At 55.4% G+C, this 18,385-nt stretch carries 18 protein-coding genes; 2 read left to right on the top strand and 16 right to left on the bottom strand.

All coding sequences use genetic code 11. The features are described 5' to 3' along the window. Window positions 1-56: 56 nt before the first annotated feature. From HY751_09380 to HY751_09310, 15 genes are all read right to left on the bottom strand, one after another. Complete coding sequence (locus HY751_09380; protein MBI4666606.1) at window positions 57-3,515, bottom strand: hypothetical protein; 3,459 nt, start codon at window positions 3,513-3,515, stop codon at window positions 57-59. Window positions 3,516-3,614: 99 nt separating this feature from the next. Then, window positions 3,615-4,436: a class II aldolase/adducin family protein gene (locus HY751_09375; protein MBI4666605.1), complete on the bottom strand. Its 822-nt coding sequence runs from the start codon at window positions 4,434-4,436 to the stop codon at window positions 3,615-3,617. A gap of 6 nt (window positions 4,437-4,442) precedes the next feature. Continuing rightward, complete coding sequence (locus HY751_09370; protein ID MBI4666604.1) at window positions 4,443-4,715, bottom strand: hypothetical protein; 273 nt, start codon at window positions 4,713-4,715, stop codon at window positions 4,443-4,445. Further along, entirely contained in the window at window positions 4,712-4,984 is a 273-nt protein-coding gene (locus tag HY751_09365; protein MBI4666603.1) for a EutN/CcmL family microcompartment protein, read from the bottom strand. Before HY751_09365 ends, HY751_09370 begins: the two co-directional genes overlap by 4 nt. A gap of 10 nt (window positions 4,985-4,994) precedes the next feature. Continuing rightward, on the bottom strand, window positions 4,995-5,552 hold the full coding sequence (locus HY751_09360) for a BMC domain-containing protein (GenBank protein MBI4666602.1): 558 nt from the start codon (window positions 5,550-5,552) through the stop codon (window positions 4,995-4,997). Then, window positions 5,549-6,880: a 4Fe-4S dicluster domain-containing protein gene (locus HY751_09355; protein ID MBI4666601.1), complete on the bottom strand. Its 1,332-nt coding sequence runs from the start codon at window positions 6,878-6,880 to the stop codon at window positions 5,549-5,551. The genes HY751_09360 and HY751_09355 overlap by 4 nt, the downstream gene beginning before the upstream one ends. 4 nt (window positions 6,881-6,884) lie before the next feature. After that, window positions 6,885-8,330 (bottom strand): aldehyde dehydrogenase EutE, encoded by a 1,446-nt coding sequence (locus HY751_09350; protein MBI4666600.1) that lies wholly within the window; start codon window positions 8,328-8,330, stop codon window positions 6,885-6,887. Window positions 8,331-8,333: 3 nt separating this feature from the next. Continuing rightward, complete coding sequence (locus HY751_09345) at window positions 8,334-8,639, bottom strand: EutN/CcmL family microcompartment protein (GenBank protein ID MBI4666599.1); 306 nt, start codon at window positions 8,637-8,639, stop codon at window positions 8,334-8,336. 4 nt (window positions 8,640-8,643) lie between these two features. Beyond that, window positions 8,644-8,937, bottom strand: a complete 294-nt coding sequence (eutM, locus tag HY751_09340; protein ID MBI4666598.1) for an ethanolamine utilization microcompartment protein EutM — start codon at window positions 8,935-8,937, stop codon at window positions 8,644-8,646. A 26-nt stretch (window positions 8,938-8,963) separates the two neighbouring features. Continuing rightward, complete coding sequence (locus tag HY751_09335; GenBank protein ID MBI4666597.1) at window positions 8,964-9,593, bottom strand: BMC domain-containing protein; 630 nt, start codon at window positions 9,591-9,593, stop codon at window positions 8,964-8,966. 14 nt (window positions 9,594-9,607) lie between these two features. Next, window positions 9,608-10,489: a MurR/RpiR family transcriptional regulator gene (locus HY751_09330; GenBank protein ID MBI4666596.1), complete on the bottom strand. Its 882-nt coding sequence runs from the start codon at window positions 10,487-10,489 to the stop codon at window positions 9,608-9,610. Between the two features lie 453 nt (window positions 10,490-10,942). Next, window positions 10,943-11,527 (bottom strand): isoprenylcysteine carboxylmethyltransferase family protein, encoded by a 585-nt coding sequence (locus tag HY751_09325; GenBank protein ID MBI4666595.1) that lies wholly within the window; start codon window positions 11,525-11,527, stop codon window positions 10,943-10,945. Window positions 11,528-11,587: 60 nt separating this feature from the next. Beyond that, window positions 11,588-12,055, bottom strand: a complete 468-nt coding sequence (locus HY751_09320; GenBank protein MBI4666594.1) for a hypothetical protein — start codon at window positions 12,053-12,055, stop codon at window positions 11,588-11,590. Between the two features lie 67 nt (window positions 12,056-12,122). Beyond that, window positions 12,123-12,719 (bottom strand): phosphatase PAP2 family protein, encoded by a 597-nt coding sequence (locus HY751_09315; GenBank protein ID MBI4666593.1) that lies wholly within the window; start codon window positions 12,717-12,719, stop codon window positions 12,123-12,125. A gap of 7 nt (window positions 12,720-12,726) precedes the next feature. Then, the gene (locus HY751_09310; protein MBI4666592.1) at window positions 12,727-13,869 is read right to left on the bottom strand and encodes an LptF/LptG family permease; all 1,143 of its coding nucleotides are present in this window, start codon (window positions 13,867-13,869) and stop codon (window positions 12,727-12,729) included. A gap of 202 nt (window positions 13,870-14,071) precedes the next feature. Between HY751_09310 and HY751_09305 the strand changes: the two genes are divergently transcribed. Next, on the top strand, window positions 14,072-15,532 hold the full coding sequence (locus HY751_09305; GenBank protein MBI4666591.1) for a response regulator: 1,461 nt from the start codon (window positions 14,072-14,074) through the stop codon (window positions 15,530-15,532). A 48-nt stretch (window positions 15,533-15,580) separates the two neighbouring features. Next, window positions 15,581-17,200: a GAF domain-containing protein gene (locus tag HY751_09300; GenBank protein ID MBI4666590.1), complete on the top strand. Its 1,620-nt coding sequence runs from the start codon at window positions 15,581-15,583 to the stop codon at window positions 17,198-17,200. Between the two features lie 17 nt (window positions 17,201-17,217). Here HY751_09300 and HY751_09295 read toward each other — a convergent pair whose 3' ends face one another. Beyond that, window positions 17,218-18,384: a glycosyltransferase family 4 protein gene (locus HY751_09295; GenBank protein MBI4666589.1), complete on the bottom strand. Its 1,167-nt coding sequence runs from the start codon at window positions 18,382-18,384 to the stop codon at window positions 17,218-17,220. Window position 18,385: the final 1 nt, after the last annotated feature.

Here is an 18,385-nt window from a genome sequence, read left to right as displayed (position 1 = left end):
TTGGGTAACGAGCAATATAAGCCAAAAATCAAAAAAGTCGTTCACGCTCTCGATAATCAATTTTGCACATGATGCCGAAGTTTTACGGCGGGAAGCTTTTTAATATCGACCTCCATCTGCCAGGTCAGCTTTAAATTGATAAGCAGTTGACTGTCTTTGACCTGCTCGGTAGTAACATCAACGAACCGGTTTCCTCCATACCCGTGGAATTGGACACGCTCAAATGCCCCCTTCATCATAAGAAAAGATGCGTCTTCAGATATATTTGTAAAATATACCTCCACCTCATTGAGGCTTCCCATGTATCCATTAGGCATATTTTCCCTCCACGACACGGTCATATCATCGGGGCGGATTGCTCTATTAGACGATTGATAGTGGCTCAACCAATCTGAAAGCCATTTGGGATGATTACTTATTGCTACCAGCAGGATTGGAGAATTGCCTGTTTCCCTGGCTTTTTCAGAGAACGCCTTAACATATTTCCAAAACGTTTCTGGGGAGATTGACGCAATATCCTCGAACGATGTTTGACTTAAAACGATATTTAACACTCTGATTGCAACATGCTTTTCAATTGTATCAGCGAACCATTCCTTCTCATTGGAAGGCGGATCTTCGAATCGTGGGCTTGTGTAACGAGCCTTATTCACCTTGGTAATGCGTAATGTCCAGTCGGAGAGAGGGTTGTCAGTTTCTTCGAAAGCTTTAAAAAATGATAGTGGCAGGGGGCGTGGGTGTGTGCCATTCGCACTAAAACCGGCAGATGCCCATAACCCGATCTCTTTTAGCAGGGCATTATCTATGTTTGCTCCCAAAATCTTCTGATTTCTTGTGTAGGTGATTCTATCACTCAGAAGTTTCAATCCCTTGATAACGGCCTCTCTTCGCTCCTTAAAAACAGCCTCATCATTTACCGCAAGAAGAAAAAGTAAAACTGGCTGATATCGATCAAATTTTTCGTCTTCCAACTTTCTTATCCATTCACCCAACAATCCATTAATGGTTGCTTCGTCCCAACGCCCAGTTGTAACAACGTTTAAAATATCCGATAAAAAATTTGATGATGGGGACCACGGCTCATTATTTTGACGTTTCTCGGCTTTCAATAGAAGCGCCACCAGAATCTCTCCAGTTAGCGACCGAATATCACTGGAAGATGGTATATAAACCCGTCCAGAAAGATGGCGCGGTTCATCCAAAGAATAAATCTTTTTGATCAGACCACCGAATTTTTCTGAGAACGGGTCAGAATTGGAAGTGTGCGCCATTCGTTGCCGGAGCATCGCCCAAAGAACCCCTTCCGCATCTGCAAATGGGAGAAATCGGATATTTGTATCATCGGGATGAGGAGTTTCCCCGGACGCAATTCGCTTGGAAAGTTCAGCCGGGAATGCATGGGGGCCCCCTTCAGTGGCACACCAGTGTAATAAAGCGCCGAAGGTTATCAAACAGACATCTTTCCAATAATTCGACATTGCCATGGAGAAGATGGTGTAAGGCGCTACTTGGATTTTAAAGGATTCGTCATTCCTAACATACTCGGGTTTTATATCTATCCATTCCTGCGTAAATACAGCAAGACCGAGCGTTTGGTAATGGGTGACTCTATAGATGTTGTAGAAAACTTCATCTTGAAACCTGTAGTCAGGCCAGCGCAAAATACCATCAAGCATCCGCTCAGCGCCCGTACGGTCACCTGTGTGAGCAAAAGCGAGGAACGCGCGAACGAGCGTGTCGAGGTGCTTTGGCAACAGGTCCGCTCCTGCTGTATTTAGCTCTTCCCAGCCATCGGTCTCCTTCTTGGGCTGCAAATAAAATTCAAGCGATTCCCATCTCTCATAAATTCCGTCCACAAGAGCCTGATAAGAACGTTGAAAGGGTGCACGAAGACGGCAAGGTGTCGTAAAGTCATGTTTGATTTCACCTTGTTCTTCTACTGCAATAGCCCATCGCTCAATGACGAAATAACAGAGATTGTCCCACAACCAATAGGAATTGGATATGACTTCCGAATGCCTCTGGATATCCAGACAGTTAGCAAGTTGGCAAGGAATATTGGCTAAACTAATGGCGAAGTCTTTTCTCTTAAGGATTGAATCAGCCGCAAGCTTGATTGGGTCACGAAAAAACATGAGCCATTTCTGATAAAATGTTCTTTGACCGAATGACCTATAGTCGCTCAGCTTTGTATAGTTGTCCCACTTGCCAGAATCGAGCTTGTAATCTCCAGTCTTGATGAGTGATACAAAGAGGTCGATCATTGCATCACTTGCTTTTTCGAAACTACCTGCGCGGTCGTCCTGAACAGCAAAACGAAGCTCGTTTGCGTATTGATCAAATATCTCAAAAGTGGTTAGGTCTGCGCCAAACTCTGGAGGGGTAGGTCTTCGAAATACTAATGCCCGTTTCATGATAAATCGATCCCATGCATCAAGTCCGGGCGCATCACGAGAAATACAGATAGGAACAACTTTTTCATAATCCTCTCCAACTGTAAGTGGAAAAATAAGGAGCGGATTATTCGTTTCATTCCCAGAACTATCTTCACGGCCCTGTGCAGATGCGTGAGCCCGGTCTCGCCATCGGATGACTGCATATGCCAATAAACTAAAGCGAACATCAACAAAACGTTTTTTATGCGCAAACCGTTTTTGCACTTCAGTTACACCTTCTTCTCCACCCAATGGCATACATAGGACCTGAGGTTCTTTCTCGGTGTCATTGTCACCGTAAGCTTTGACTGGTAGGAGCTTAAAAGAAGGAGCGCTGGCGAATAAGGTAAAAAGCATTTGCTCATTGAGCTCTTTGGGCCATGTAATGCCCACCCCGTATCGTAGCACCGCCTTGCTCTGCTCAGTTTGGCTTAGAAATTGAAACGTCTTGGCCAGGAACCAAAATGCGCCAGCGCCATTTTCCAAAAATATTAGTCCGTCGAGAACCAACCATAGAAATGGGAGATTAGTACCGGCGCTTAATATCAATAGATATTGCGCCCCCATGAGAATGACTAGGGCAAGTGATCGCGAACCTGAAGAACGTGCGGCGGAAAGCGTAAGATAAATTCTCAGATATGTGTCACTCCGAAATTCTCTTTGAAGAAGGATGGCAATGAGGGATATGGCGATCGGGTAAACAAGACCTATGATTGCCGCTTGAACTCCCCAAAGTCCGGTGAAATAGGACAGCAAGATTTCAGCGTTCGATCCTTGGTTTGATGAGGATGGCGTTAAAAGGGTTGTGTTAAACGCTGATGAAAAATCCAATTCTCTGTATATGTCGAGAAAAAATGTAGTAATTGTGACGAAAAGATATAGAAGAAAAATGTCTAGTGAGCTCAGAAAAGGATGTTTTTCCGCACTCAGGAAGTAGGCCTCCCACCAGCTAAGCTTGTACTTCTTATACTCTTCGTTATCTTTCAGCCAACCTCTCAGTTCTTTATCGGCTAGATACTGCAAACTTTTTGTCAGTACCCCTAAACGGCGGCTTATGGTTTCGAAAACGCTATAAGTCATTGAGAAATCCAAATATAAATAGACAGTAATGTTATCATATGCTCTTATTAAGGTGGGTTGTTAATAGATAACAGTGACAGTGGCGGACTTGGGCCTAGCTCAGTTCCGTTTCAGCGCGGCCCGCACTTCTTCTACAATGAGTTTTTCTATGTAATCCGCCGATGGCGCCGCCGCTTGCACCGCCTGCTCATTTTGCGCGTGACCGCCGCAAGAGCCGCTATTGTTGTGCTTGCCGCAGGCGTTGCAGTTGTTGCAGGCCTGTTCCAAAAGTTTTTTCCGGGGCCAGCCCTGTTTGTCGCCGATGGACTGGAGATGGGCTATCTGCTGTTCCGACAGCGGTTTTACGTTTCCTATCTGCCGGGCATAATAGGTCATCTCCGCCACATGCTCCATCCGTTCCAGCGTGTTGTAGGCTGAAAACACGTCGGCCCCCACGGTTACGGAGCCGTGGCGCTCCAGTATCACCGCGTCGAATTCCTTTATGTATTTCTTTACGGACTCGGCCACTTTCTCGGTGGTGGGCGGGGCGTATTCCGCCGTGGGGATGGATCCCAGGGTAAAAATCACCTCCGGCAAAAGGCATTTTGCCAGCGATACACCGGCTAAAGAGAGCGCCACGCACATGGTGGGATGGGCGTGCACCACAGCGTTCACGTCGGGCCGTTCCCTGTAACAGGTGAGGTGCAGGCAAATCTCGCTGGAGGGTTTCCGGCTACCGGCGATAAGTTTTCCCTCCATGTCGGTGATAATCAAATCCCGCTCGGTCATGTAACCTTTGTGGATGGCGGTGGGGGTTATCAGTATGCGGTCACGCCCCAGCCTTACGGAGACGTTGCCGTCGGTGCTGGATATCCAGCCGCGCCCGTGGATGCGTTTGCAAACTTCAACTATGTCTTTTCTGTATTCGGATTCGGTCTTCATTTCCCTTTACTCCGCCATGTCAACCCGGTCCACCACGCCTTCTATGACGCTGTGGACCGGCGCGTTCTGGTCCATGAACAACTGCCGCGCCGCGTTGCCCTCCACTGCCGCCAGCACGATGTCTCCAGGGCCGCTCTGGGCGAAATCCACGGCTAAAAATGTGGCGCCCTCGTCTTTCATGTTTTCATCCAGCGGCTGGACAATCATTATCCGGTGACCCTTGTACACCGGGTTTATAACCGTGGACTGGATGTTTCCCACCACCCTGCAAAGCTTCATGGGGTTTCCCTGTTCACGCTGTCCACAATGCCCACAATGCCCGCGTCCACCGGGGTGAACGGCTCGTCCAGGGCCAGCGTGCCTTCCCTGCCGGAGACGTAGGTTACAAGATCGCCCGGGCCGGACTGCACGGAATCCGTCGCCACGATGGGTTCGCCTTTGGGCGCGCCCTTGTCGTCTATGGGCTGGATGAGCAGGAGTTTCACGCCCGTGAGCGCCTCGTGTTTCACCGTGGCCACCACCCGGCCTATAACCTTGGCTAGATGCATTGCGTTACGCCTATAAAAGTTTCAGGTTAATGTCCCCGTGCGGGTTGGGGATTATCTCGCGGCACACCAGCGTGCCCGTGGTTTGGATAATGGAAACCCCCGCGTCCACCGCCGCTTCCAGCTCGTTCAAGTCGCCGGTGATGGTGTAGAACGATTTTCCGCCCAGCCCGTTGGCCAGCCTTATCTCGATGGCGGTCACTTCGGCCGCTTTCACCGCCGCGTCGGCGGAGAGGAGGGCCGAGGCCACCGTGAACACCTCCACCACCCCCAGCGATTTCATTTCCGGCGCCGGGACGCAGGCCTGGATGGCCGGTATAAGCTGGGCGTGGGCGTATGGCAGGAAAAGCTGGTCCACTATAAGCTCCGCCCCTTTTTCGAGACCAGCCCGGTAGGCTTCGTCCACCGCCGCCGTTTCACCGGCGACGAGTATCATGTATTTGCCGGGGCAAACGGTGCGCGCCTCCAGCAGGCGCACGGGGGCTTTTTTCACCATCACGTCCGCCGTGGCCACGCCCCTCGCCACCGAGCGGAGCTCTATCAACGCCAGCGCCGGTTCGTTGTAACTCATGCCTCTATCCTTATCCATTGAGGAGTAACTTCCGCGACCATGCCGGATATTGACGCGTGATACCGCGCCCCAAGCTTGCCTTCGGGAATTTCCGCTATCAGCCTCCCCTGCTCCACCCGGTCGCCTTTGGACACCACCGGAGCCGACGGCTCGCCCACATGTTGATTCAGGTTTATGGTGACTTGTGACACGTTCCACGGGCCATCATAGAAAGCTGGTTTGCGGTCATATTCCGCCAGCCCCAGCCGCGTTAATAACCTTTCGGCGGGCACGCCCCGGTATTGGCGGTAATAGTCCGCTGATATGTCTGTCCGCTTGTGAGGGTTGCCGATGCCCGCCTCTTTCAGCCTGCGTTTGAACTCGCGGAAAAACACCCGGGGCGACAACGCCATGGGGCAGGCCCACAGGTCGCACACGCCACATTCGCAACATAGCCAGGCGGCGGTGATGGTGTCGGTGTCCAGGTCTTTATCGTAATTCACCACGCGCATTATCTTGTGGGGTTCCAACTTGTGTCCCAGCAGGTAACGCGGGCAGAAATCGGTGCAATACCGGCACGCCTCACAGGCGGATTTACCGATGCGGATCTCGGTGGACAAAGGCCTCGTCATCCGCGCCACATGCGGATGCCCCTTGGGCAACACGAAAAGCCCGCCGGTGGTCTTGTTCACCACGCCGGACAAATCGGTGGTTACGCGCCCCATCATGGGGCCGTTGACCAGCAGGATATAATCGTCCACCGTCACGCCAGCCCGGGCGATTATTTCAGGGAAGGCCGTTCCGATGGGAACGCGGATGACCATGGGGTTGGCCACGGCCCCGCCCACGGTTATCACCCTGTGGGTAACAGGCCGTCCGGAAATGGCGTCCGCCAGATTCACCAGGGTGCCCACGTTCATCACCACCACGTTCACCGCCAGCGGTATTCCCCCTTCGGGAACTATGCGGCCCGTGGCCTCGTAAACGAGAAACTGCTCATCCCCGGCGGGGTAAACGTTATCGAGTTCCAGTATCTCTGCGCCGCTGTTCTTTATACGGCCACTCAACGCCGCCAGAGCTTCTTTATATTTCTTCTTCACGGCGATAACGCTACGGACCGGCTTGCCAGAGCGCTGGGCGATAAATGCGGCGACGGCCCGCAAGGTTGAGACTATCTCACCGGCCCGGTTCTCCATCAAATACTGGTCGCCTGCCATCAGCGGCTCGCACTCCGCGCCGTTGACGATAACCGTGTCCACGGCGGCGGCCAGCTTCACATGGGTGGGGAACCCGGCGCCACCCGCGCCTATGATTCCCGCCTCCCTGGCGATGTCCGGCAATGATGACATGGGGTTAAATTATCCTGAACCGGTCTTTCAAGGTGCAACGCCGCTCACGGGTGAAGTTCAACGCTGTGGTGAGCCCTTCGCCGGTGGGGCTGGCGATGGAGAACGATGTGTAGCCCTCCCCTCCCCAGCCCAGCCCCGCGAAACTGGGGCCGTTCTTCACGAAGATGGAGGTGTTTATCACCCTGGCCATTTTGGAGAGATTGTCCACGTTGGTGGAGTGCATCACCGCCGTGTGGCCGAACCCATGCTCTATTATTTTTGCGAAGGAGACGCCCTCGTCCACATCCGCCACCCGCACCAGCGGCAGGATAGGCATCAGTTGCTCCATCACCACCAGCGGGTCGCCTTTCTCCGCGTCGAACACCACAAGCCTAATGTCTTCGCTGGCGTCAACGCCGATGGCGCGCAGGATTTTCCACGCGTCTTTGCCCACCCATTTCTTGTTGATCACCCCATGGTCGCCGGGGCCTGATGGAGCCCGTTCCACCACCAGTTTTTCGAGTTTCTTCACCTGGCTGGCGTTTATCTCGTAAGCGCCGAATTTTTTCATGTGGCGTTTTAAATCGTCCGCCACCTTGTCCACGCAGATGAGGACTTTCTCGACCACGCAGACGATATTGTTGTCGAATGAGGCGCCGTCCACCACGTGTTTGGCCGCGTCTTCGAGGTTGGCGGTTTCGTCCACCACCACCGGCGGGTTGCCCGGCCCGGCGGCGATTACCTTCTTGCCGCTGTTCATGGCCGCCTTCACCACGGCGGGGCCGCCGGTGACAACCAGCAGGCGGATGTCCTTGTGGCGCATAAGCTCCCCGGCGCTTTCCACGGTGGGGTTGGCCACGGCGGTCAAAAGGTTCGCCGGGCCGCCAACGCTGATGATGGCCTGGTTGAGCAGGTTTATCACGTGGGCGGTGGTGTTTTTGGCCGCCGGATGGGCGTTGAACACCACGGCGTTACCTCCGGCTATCATGCCGATGGCGTTGCATATAACCGTTTCGGTGGGGTTGGTGCAGGGGGTGATGGAGCCTATCACCCCGTATGGCGCCCGCTCCATAAGGGCGATGCCATCGTCGCCGGTGAAAGCTTTCGGCTCAATTATCTCCACCCCCGGCGTTTTTTCCACCACCAGGGTGTTCTTTAAAATCTTGTCCGCCACGCGGCCCAAGCCAGTCTCTTCCACCGCAATCCGGGCCAGCGTCTCGATGTCTTGCCGGGCGGCGTTGCGCATGGCCTCTATCATCAGCTTGCGCTCAGCCAGCGGATGGGTGTCCAGCGTGTGGAACGAGGCTTTGGCGGCTGATACCGCCTCTTCCACCGTGTCGTATATCCCCACGCCCCGCCCGCCACTGGACGGCTTGTCGGCGACAACCGGACCGGCGGCAGGTTGTTCCGAGGCTATCCGGCGGGCCACACGCTCCACAATTTCGGCTATCTGGTCCTTGCTGATGCTCATCGGTTACACTCCGGCGGTTTGGTATTTTGTGAACACCGTTTTGTCGTCCACGTCCCAGGTGTCCACAATGCCCATGATCACCGCGTCCACGGGCTTGTTGTTGGTGATGTCGGTCTGCCGCGCCGATGAGCCGGTGGCGTACAGCACTACCTCGCCCACACCGGCTCCCACCGAGTCGGCGGCCACCACATAACCTTTGGACAGCTCGCCCAGGTGGTCCACGTTGCGCACCAGCAAAAGTTTAAGACCCTCCAGCGAGGGTGTCTTCTTCGTGGAGACCACCGTCCCCACCACTTTGCCGAACAACATGGCGCTAGTCCTGCGCCACGGCTTTCCTGCCCAGGGGCAGAACACCGTCTATGTTGTTGTGCGGCCTGGGTATCACGTGAACCGAAACCAGCTCGCCCACCTTTTCGGCGGCGCGGGCGCCCGCGTCGGTGGCGGCTTTCACGGCGGCCACGTCGCCGCGCACTATGGCGGTGACAAACCCCCCGCCTATTTTCTCGTAGCCCACCAATTCCACCTTGGCGGCTTTAACCATGGCGTCGGAAGCCTCCACCATGCCCACAAATCCTTTAGTCTCGATCATTCCCAGAGCGTCCGGCATTGCATTCTCCTTAAATCAAAAATGGGTTATCTGCTTTTCTTGTTCGGCTGGCCGGTGAGGCTTTCGAGGGCTTTAACAGCCGCCTCCGCCGCCGAGTCTATTTCCGCTTCGGTCCCAGACATGTACAGCCGCCCGAAAGCGCCGAAAGGCCGCACATCTATAAGTTTCACGTTGGCGGCCTTCTCCGCCTCGTTGGCGGCGTAAACCGCGTAACCGGCGGGCTCGGTCTCCAGTATGAACAGCGACTCGCCCGGCAATATCATCGAGCCGCTCTTGTTCCGGTTGATCAGCTGGCACTGGTAGGCCTCCATGGAGCGGATTATCTGGTTGGCCACGATGTCGGGTTTTATCCTGTCGCTCTCTTTGACTTCCAGATGGTCGAGGATGGCCTGACCGGCGCTCATCACCTCGCCCTTGTCCATGTCGTGCACCTCCAGAAGGCCGTAGGCCCGCTCCACAATCTGCACGGCGGGCTGGACGCGGGTGGCTTTCAAGGCCACGTCGGTCACCCGGTTGATGGCCAGCCCCGGCGCTATCTCCACAAACAGCGAGGCCACCCCAGGCACCGGAAGGAAACCCTTGGCGGTGGAGCCGATGTAAGAGGCCAGCTGGTCCTGAAGGCTGTCCAATAAAACGAAAGTGCGCAAAGTAATCATTTCGCTATTAACCCCTAGTATTGTTTCGACGTGATAACGTCTTCTATCCGGCGGATGCACGAGAGCGTCCGTTTCCTGTCGCGCATGCCGAGAGCCACATAAAGAAGATCCAGAATGGAAGCCTGCGCTATCCGGGACGATAACGCCTCGCTCCTGAACCGCGTTTCCTTGCTGGCGGTGATAAGAGCCACGTCCGAAGCCTTGGCGATGGGCGATAAAAAGCTGTTGGTCACCGCCACGGCCCTGGCCCCGGCGCCCTTGCCCGCCTTTATGGTTTCCACCGGGTCTTTGGTGGATCCCGAATGGCTGATGGCGAATATCATATCCCCTTTGGAAAGGAGCGCCGCTTCCATCATCATAAGGTGCGCGTCGGTCTGCACGGTCACGGAAAGACCCAGCCGCATGAATTTCGTGTAGGCGTCCATGGCTATGGGCGCCGAGGTGCCTACGCCTATCACCAGTATCCTGCCAGCCCCGGCCAGCATGTCCACCGCCTTGTCCACGGCCTTGGCGTCCACAACGCTCAAGGTGTCGTTCAAGGTCTGGATGTTGGCGCCGAACACTTTACGGGCCAGCGTGGCGGTGTCGTCTTTTTCGGTGATGTCTTCGTGGATGGCGGACGCGATGGGGGTGACCAGTTCCCGCGCCAGGGCTATTTTCAGGTCGGCGAACCCCAGGAACCGGGCAGTCCTGCAAAAGCGGATGACCGTGGCCTCGGAAACATCCGCCGCCGCCGCAACCTCCCCCACGGATTGGGCCAGCAGATCCTCCCCGTGGGCAAGGACATACTCCGCCACCCGCCGTTCGGCGGGCTGAAGCGAAGGAACCACGCCCCGGATGCGTGATACCGCGCCCCCGCCGGACATGCTCACCGCGCCCCTGGCCTTTGTCTCCATCCCGAACCTTGATATGGATTGAGTGTTACGCCGGATTTTACCGCGCCGGGGGCGGCTCTGTCAAGTAGTGCTACATGTATAATATTATTCATGAAGTAATATTTCATGAGCGGGCACAGCCTGCCAAGTTTGCTTCGCCGGGGTCGCCGACCACGGTATCCAGCCAAACCGGTCCCGTGGTCGGGCGACCACGGGGAAGCGATATGTCATTCCTGGCATCGTCAGGCTGAGTCTGCCGAAGCCTGGCTGAGGGGCGCATTGATATCAGGTTCGTGGCCCGACAAGCCCGCCATGACGGGATTATTATTGTCGCCGTTAACCCCTTGGGTTCGTCACTCAAATAATGTCATGCCGGACTTGATCCGGCATCCGGGCTTCGCATCCTTGACGCTTAGGCCCCGATCCCGGATAGGCGCTATTGCGCCTTCCGGGATGACAAGGCGAAAGGGATAATCAGCGAATCCGGAGCCGGGGGATGATGAACGGGGTGGTTTCTTTGTATCTTAGATAATCATCGCCGAACCGGGCCAACAGCTCTTTTTCCTCGAACACCTTGTGATAGAAAGAGCCCAGCGCCATGCCCAAGGCGAAGGATACGATGCCCGCCATGAGTCCGGCGACCCAGGTGACAATCCCCAGGTAATAGAGGCATGCCCCCAGCTGTATTGGGTTTCGGCAAAGATTATACGGCCCCGTCACGATGAGTTTGCTGGTGGGGGCGATGGGGGCGGGGGTGCCGCGGCCAATGGTCAATTGGGCCCAAACCGCCCACAGCAGAAAGAATAGCCCGGCGCAAACCGAAAGCGCGGCCACCGGAATCTCAACTTCAGCGGGCCAGTTGATGTTGATGATTGCATTCAGGGCCTCGCCTGACAGATAAAGCAGGAAGGGGATTACAACGAGAAACATCGTTCCACCCATGAGGAGCGCGAAAGATTTAAATAGCATGGAGCGGGTTTTGGAGGCGAAAGCAAGTATTACGGCGAGGTATCGCTGGAAGAGCGGGCCGTAATCTCCGGGAGGTTCGCTTTTTTCCATGCGGGCTCCAAAATAAAAAAGGGCGGCTTTTCAAGGCCGCCCCGATATTACCGGATTGGTTTACGCCGCGTAGCCGGTGTAATACTGGTCTATCTGCCCCATTACAAGGTCCAGCGCGTCGGTCACCAGTTTTTTCAGCTCCCCATCGGACATGGAGCCTATCATCCCGGCCAGTTCGTCTTTTTTGGAAGAAAGCTCTTTGGCCAGCGGGGCCAGCCGCTCCATGGGAATGTCCAGATTGCCTAGGGCGTTCTTGAACATCGAAAGGTCTGTAAGCAGGCCATCCACCTGATTCAGCACTCCCGAAGCGGAGCCTGTGGTGGAAAAATCCCCCACCGGTGGCGCTATAAATGGAACCTGTGAAGTGGGCAAAATGCCGGGCGTGGATGTTTTGCCCGCAGAGGCCTCTGTGCCCGAGGTCATTCCATTTAAAACTTCGAGGAACGACTGGGACGGTTTGGACTCCGCCCCGGCGGCCTTCTTGGGCCCGGGCGCGTTCTGAGAGGGATCGAAACCGTTTATCTTCATTTTTCCGCTCTTTCACCGTGAATTATAGCATATGTATCGGCCCGGCTTGGCCAGGGCTTTACACTTTTTATTTTACGGCGGCTCCGGTTTCAACTTCGGCAACCTGGATGGGTCGCGGAGCTTGCGGATCCATCCGCCACCATATATAAGCCATAAGCCAGCCAAAGAGCGATCCCGCCACTATATCCGCCGGGAAATGGGCGCCCACATATACCCGGGACAGGGCCACCAGCGCCGCAGTTCCAAATAATGCCCATTGGAACCTTCTGTAATATAAGGCAAAAAACGTAGCCGCCGTGAAGGCTGCCTGGGAATGACCCGAGGGGAATGAACGCGCCCAAAGCTTGTTGTAAGGGGTGTGGATAATCACCTCCCCCGCGTCCAGTCGCTGTTTAAATTTTTCCAGGGGCCGATCCCGCTCAAAAACATTCTTGGTCACATTCAGCAGAAGCCCCGCCGCGGCCATCAATAGAAGGAAAGTAACCGCCCGGCGTTTGAAATTGGCCCGGTCGAAGTAGAAAATACCCGCAATGCCGCCTATAATCCAGCCCGGCGCGTCCCCCGCCACAGAGGCGAAAGTCATGACCACGTCCAGAACCGGGTTAGACAACCCGTTGTTTATCAATAAGAACAGCGCCTCGTCCAGCGCCCTGAGGGATTCCATTCAGCGGTTACTTTTTCCAGAGCCGGGAGAACACCCAGCCGGTTTTTTCTATCCAGACCGGGGCGCTGTCCCTCGAGACGTGATAAACGAAATAGAGCGCCGCGGCGCCCATAATGATGTCCGGCGCCCAGATGGCGAGAACCGGCGGCAATTTCCCTTCGGAGCCTAACCCCTGCCCTATCATCCATAAAAGGTAATTGATGACGATCATCAAGACCCCAACCCCAAATCCACCGGCGGAACCGCGCCTGTGGGTGAGAATTCCCAGCGGCGCGCCCAAAAGGCCCAGCACCAGGCATCCCACCGGGGCCGAAAAAGCCTTGTGGTAGGCCACCTTTTCGGCGGAGGCCTTTAAGCCTTGTTGTTCGGATTGGGTAATCCTTTCAGAGAGTTCTGGCAGGGACAAATGCGGAATTTCCTTTTCCGCAGGCTTGGAAAACTCTCCCTCAAGCTCCACTTTCAGCGTGTAGTTGTCGTACCCGATGGTTTGATACATCCCATCGGCGCCTAGGGAATGGATGACCCCTGTATAAAGGTCCATCACCACCGAGTCCCCCGCCTCGCCGGAGTGGATGTGGCCCCGTTTAGCCTCGATGATTCTCGGTTTGGCCGGGTTGCGCCCATCGGATATGAAGACACCGGAAAGCTGTCCATTATCATTCTCATTCACATGCACCAGCAGTTTGCCGAAATTCTCGTTGAACCGGCGCTCCTTGATATTCATGCTGATGTTGGAACGAATAATGTCCACCACCACGTCCCGGAAATGCAAATTCCCCTTATGCGCCACGAACACCGAAAGATATAACGTGGCCAGAAACACCCCCCCGGAGAGGATAAGGGGCGCCCTCAAGATGCGCCATGGCGAGATTCCGGCGGATTTCATGGCTGTAATCTCGTTATCCCCGGCGAACCGGGAAAAAATTAACAGCGAAGACATAAGCATGGCCAACGGCGCCGCCAAGGTGAAAAAAGACGGACTCAGGTACAGAAGCAGTTCACCGATGGATTTAAAAGATGCGCCCTTGGTTAACAGCAATCCGGAAAGGAAATTCACCTTCTCCAGAAGCAGTACCGAAAGCAGGATAAAAACCGAGATTAGAAAGACTTTAGCCTGCTCGCTTAATATGTAACGGTCTAGCGTATTCATGGTAAAAGATGATACCATACAAGCATTGGACATTTGTCTGGGCATGTGCCCTGCGCCCCTGTTCTTGAGGCGCGGGGAGTGGTTGGTGGCAAGTGTCCGGCAGGTTTAGGAAGATTCTTTGCGCTCGTTCGGCCCGCAGGCTGGACGATTGTTTTTGACGGTCTGGCTATCAATAATTCCGAAAGTTCCGTTAGTGGGATTTATGGGCGATCCGGAAACCGCAGAACTCAATAGAAGCGCCCTCGTGATAGACGAGTATGGCGTTTCCAGGTTGATCATTGAGGAAGAGCTTGAATCTGTCGGCTTGCGCGTGTTTCAGGCGCGCAACCCCAAGGAGGGGATGGAGCTTGCCCTCGAAAAATCCCCGGACATAATCGTTATAGACCCCACCGTGGCCGGATATGACGGCTTCAAGATGGTAAGCGAACTCAAGGTTTCCGAGCGCACAAGGGACATCCCCGTGGTGGCGGTCCTTGGGGTTGGCGTAAAGGCCGCCGAAGAGGCCGGATTCAAGAGCGGCGTTATCACCGTTTTCCAAAAGCCCTTCCAGGTGGGCAAGCTGGGCGGTTTTGTGGAGGCCCATCTCCAGGCCGGGGCGGGCCGCAAATCAAGTTGCATCCTGTTGGTGGAGGACTCCAACACCATAAGGGCCGTCACCAAATACCTTCTGGAGAAGAACGGCCACCAGGTGCTGGAGGCCGAGGATGGCGCAAAAGGCTGGGACATCCTGAAGGAAAAATCCGATGGCCTGGACATGGTGATAACCGACATAAACATGCCCAACATGGACGGGCGGGAGCTTGTGGGCCTTATCCGGGGGGACCGGCGCTACCAGTTCATCCCGATAGTGGTTTCCACCACAATCTCGGAGAAGGAGAACATAAAACTCCTGCTCAACATGGGCGCCGACGATTATGTGGTGAAGCCCTTCTCCAGCGAGGAGTTCATAGCCCGCATCCAGAGCCATCTGCGGGTGAAGACCCTGTACGAGGACCTGCGCGCGGCCAACGAAAAACTGGCCCAGTTCAACGAGACCCTGGAGCAAAGGGTGCGTGAGCGCACCCTGGAGCTGAGGGAGTCCAACCTGGACGCCATATTCAGCCTGGCGATGGCGGCGGAAGCAAAAGATGAGAACACGGGCAACCACGTCATGCGCATACGCGGCTTCTCAGAGGCGCTGGCGATAAAAATGGGGTTGAACCAGGCCCAGGCGGAGGATATCGGTTACGCCTCCATCATGCACGACGTGGGCAAAATATCCATCCCGGACGACATTTTGAAAAAACCGGGCAAACTTACCGATGGCGAATTTACTGTGATGAAACTGCACACCGTCCATGGCGAGCGCATCCTTCCGAAGAAGCCGTTCTTCATCATGGCGCGCATGATAGCCAGGGGCCATCATGAAAAATGGAACGGCGCCGGATATCCTGACGGAATATCTGGCGAGGACGTACCGTTACCGGCCAGGATCGTGGCCGTAGCCGACGTGTTCGACGCGTTGACCACCGCCCGGCCATACAAAGAAGCATGGCCGGTGGAAAAGGCCATGGAGGAGATTGCCCGGGGCTCTGGCGCCCACTTTGACCCTGATGTGGTGGACGCATGGCTCAAGCTGTTCGCGGAAGGTACTGTAGCCAAGGTCATGAAGCAGTGGGAATGATGAGTCCAGAGATCTCTAGTGGTTTTTGCCCCCTTGGGTGGTGGAGGCATGATGAGAACGGCCGGGGAACGTATGGAAGAGCTCGAGGATAGCCACGCTTCCGACATAAACCAGATCCGCCGTCTTATAGATATCGGCATTTCCCTCTCATCGGAACGCAACCTGGACGGCCTTCTGGAAAAGATAGTGGACGGCGCTATCGAGATAACCAACGCCGACGGGTGTACGCTTTATCTCCTCAAGGGCGCGGAGCTTCATTTTACCGTCAGCCGGAACGTTTCCATGAACATGAAAGTGGGCGGGATGTCCGGCAACGCCCCCACTTTTCCGCCGGTTCCGCTCAGCCCGGCCTTCGTTTCCTCATACGCGGCCATCACCCGGAAAACCATCAACGTTCCGGATGTTTACAAGTCCGAAGAGTTTGATTTCACCGGGCCGAAGAAATACGACCAGGCCACGGGGTACCGCTCCATGTCCATGCTGGTGACGCCGTTGATGGATTACCAGAACGAGGTGATCGGCGTGCTTCAGCTGTTAAACGCCAAAGACCGGCGTACCGGGAAGGTGATACCTTTCGACACGAAGTACGCCGCGCTGGCCAAATCGCTGGCCAGCCAGGCGGCAGTGGCCATCAGCAACGTGAGCCTGATCCGGGAGACGGAACGGCTGTTCGAGTCGTTATTGGAGGTTATGGCCACGGCGATGGACGCCCGCTCCAAATACACCCACGGCCACATACGCCGGGTGGCGGAGCTGGCGCTGGAAATGGCCCAGGCGATAAACGAAACCGACACAGGCCCGCTGGCCGGGGTGAAATTCGGCCCGGACGAAATAAACGAGCTTCGCATCGCCGCGTGGATGCACGACATCGGTAAGATAGTCTCCCCCCAGCACATCATGGACAAGTCCGTGAAGCTGGAGACAATTTATGACAGGTCGGACCTGATACGAACAAGGTACGAGCTTATATTGGCCCAGGCCAAGGTGGAAGGTTTCGAAACAATCGCCAACCTGGCCCGCTCGGGCGCCGGGGATAATGCGCTGGCCGAGGCCAGGGCCGGGCTGGATAAAGAGATTCGGGAACTGGAGGATGAGCGGGATTTCGTGCTCCACTGCAACAATCCCGGCGAGTTCATGGAAGACGAAAAAGTGGAGCGGCTCCGCGCCATATCCCAAAAGACGTTCGTGATGAACGGGGACCGCCTGCCCAGGTTATCGGAAGACGAGTTGCACAACCTGTCCGTAAAAAAAGGCACGCTCACCGCAGAAGAGCGCTTGATAATGCAAAGCCACATAGACGTCACCATCAGGATGCTCCAGAAAATACCATTCTCGCGCAAGTACAAGAACGTCCCCCTTTACGCCGGAAGCCATCACGAGCATCTGGACGGATCAGGGTATCCCAACAGGCTCACCGCCGAACAGATGCCCACCCAGTCACGGATATTGTGCCTGGTGGATTTTCTGGAGGCCCTCACCGCGCCCGACAGGCCGTACAAGAAAAGCATTCCGCTGGACACGGTGTACAAAATCCTTCGCGGAGAGGTGGAGAAAAACCATTTGGACGGGGACCTTCTCCATGTGTTGGAGGAGAAAGACGTTTTCGGCCGGTTCAGCGCCAGATACCAGAATAATAGCAACGGCATCTTGAAAAATGGCGGCGCCTAAGAAGCGCCGGCCACGAATTATCCAGTTGCCGCCGCCAGCGCCTCAAATGTTTTGCGGGCGCATTCTTCCCATGTGAACATCGCGGCGCGCTCGATGCCGGCCTTTTTCAGCCGTTCCCGCTCACCCTCATTTTCAGCCAGTGTAATCAGCGCCTGGGCAAAGGCTTCGGGCTTATCTGGCGGCAGTAGGATTGCCGCCTCCCCCGCCACCTCGGGAATGGAAGAGCAGTTGGTGGATATCACCGGCGCGCCGCAGGCCATGGCCTCGGCCACGGGAAGCCCAAAGCCTTCGTACACGCTGGGGTAAAACATCATCCGCGCCCGGTTGTATAACGCCGCCAGCTCTTCGGTGGAGACATAACCTGTGGTGATTATTTTTTCGGCCAGCCCCAGTTTGTCCACCATCCGGGTAAAAGAGCCGTATTGCGGATCGCGGGTTATCTCCCCGGTCACCACCAGCCGGTAATCCGGATGTTTCCGGGACAGCTCGCAAAAAGCCGTAAGCAGGAGCGAGATGTTTTTCCGGAAATCTATGCCGCCCACGTTCAATACGAATTTTTCCGGCAACGTCAAACGCGCAAAACCCTCTCCGGCGCCGGGGCGGAACACAGGATCCACCCCGTTATATATCACCACTATTTTTTCCGGATCCACCCCGGCGTGTTTTATCACGTCCTGTTTGGTGTGATGCGAAATGGCGATCACAAGCCGGGCGCCGTTCAACGCCTTTTTCTGGCTTTCTATGTGAAGCCTATGTTTGATGCTGTTGTAATGCTCTTTTCGCAGGGCGGACTGGATCATGTCGTGGGCCGTAACCGCGTATGGGACGCAAAGGCCCGGAGGGGCGTCCAGGTGTGTGGGGAAAAAAATAAGGCCCGCCTTCTGTTCCCGGGCGAACCTGTCCAGGGCTGGGCGCATGAATAAAAGCTGGGTCAAAAATTCGCGGACCACAGGGCGCAAGACGGAAGAAACCGCGCCAGGCTGTAATGGCAAAGCGCCGAAGCCTGAAAGCCATTCGTTTTCAAACCTGGGGTCGAACATGGGGATCCATGCAAGACCAGCAGGGGAAAGGCTCATCCGGCGGGCCAAATTGCGAGCGTAAACGCCGATGCCCCGGGTTTTGTGGGCCTTGTACCCGGCCTGGAGCGCGCGCATGTCGAAGACTATGGTGGCGGATTTGGCCATT

The organism is Nitrospinota bacterium (genome assembly GCA_016208975.1).
Classification (GTDB): domain Bacteria; phylum Nitrospinota_A; class UBA7883; order UBA7883; family JACRLM01; genus JACQXA01.
Note: the sequence above shows the minus strand (reverse complement) of the source record. Positions and strands in the feature narration are given on the sequence as shown.

Bases quoted from the DNA above. Each gene is read 5' to 3' on its own strand.
- HY751_09330 (MBI4666596.1), bottom strand. From the start codon at position 10,489: ATGGAGACAAAGGCCAGGGGCGCGGTGAGCATGTCCGGCGGGGGCGCG.
- HY751_09305 (MBI4666591.1), top strand. From the start codon at position 14,072: ATGGGCGATCCGGAAACCGCAGAACTCAATAGAAGCGCCCTCGTGATA.
- HY751_09350 (MBI4666600.1), bottom strand. From the start codon at position 8,330: ATGAGCATCAGCAAGGACCAGATAGCCGAAATTGTGGAGCGTGTGGCC.
- HY751_09375 (MBI4666605.1), bottom strand. From the start codon at position 4,436: ATGAAGACCGAATCCGAATACAGAAAAGACATAGTTGAAGTTTGCAAA.
- HY751_09380 (MBI4666606.1), bottom strand. From the start codon at position 3,515: ATGACTTATAGCGTTTTCGAAACCATAAGCCGCCGTTTAGGGGTACTG.
- HY751_09320 (MBI4666594.1), bottom strand. From the start codon at position 12,055: ATGAAGATAAACGGTTTCGATCCCTCTCAGAACGCGCCCGGGCCCAAG.
- HY751_09325 (MBI4666595.1), bottom strand. From the start codon at position 11,527: ATGGAAAAAAGCGAACCTCCCGGAGATTACGGCCCGCTCTTCCAGCGA.
- HY751_09295 (MBI4666589.1), bottom strand. From the start codon at position 18,384: ATGGCCAAATCCGCCACCATAGTCTTCGACATGCGCGCGCTCCAGGCC.
- HY751_09310 (MBI4666592.1), bottom strand. From the start codon at position 13,869: ATGAATACGCTAGACCGTTACATATTAAGCGAGCAGGCTAAAGTCTTT.
- HY751_09365 (MBI4666603.1), bottom strand. From the start codon at position 4,984: ATGCATCTAGCCAAGGTTATAGGCCGGGTGGTGGCCACGGTGAAACAC.
- HY751_09370 (MBI4666604.1), bottom strand. From the start codon at position 4,715: ATGAAGCTTTGCAGGGTGGTGGGAAACATCCAGTCCACGGTTATAAAC.
- HY751_09335 (MBI4666597.1), bottom strand. From the start codon at position 9,593: ATGATTACTTTGCGCACTTTCGTTTTATTGGACAGCCTTCAGGACCAG.
- HY751_09355 (MBI4666601.1), bottom strand. From the start codon at position 6,880: ATGTCATCATTGCCGGACATCGCCAGGGAGGCGGGAATCATAGGCGCG.
- HY751_09300 (MBI4666590.1), top strand. From the start codon at position 15,581: ATGATGAGAACGGCCGGGGAACGTATGGAAGAGCTCGAGGATAGCCAC.
- HY751_09345 (MBI4666599.1), bottom strand. From the start codon at position 8,639: ATGTTGTTCGGCAAAGTGGTGGGGACGGTGGTCTCCACGAAGAAGACA.
- HY751_09360 (MBI4666602.1), bottom strand. From the start codon at position 5,552: ATGAGTTACAACGAACCGGCGCTGGCGTTGATAGAGCTCCGCTCGGTG.
- eutM (MBI4666598.1), bottom strand. From the start codon at position 8,937: ATGCCGGACGCTCTGGGAATGATCGAGACTAAAGGATTTGTGGGCATG.
- HY751_09315 (MBI4666593.1), bottom strand. From the start codon at position 12,719: ATGGAATCCCTCAGGGCGCTGGACGAGGCGCTGTTCTTATTGATAAAC.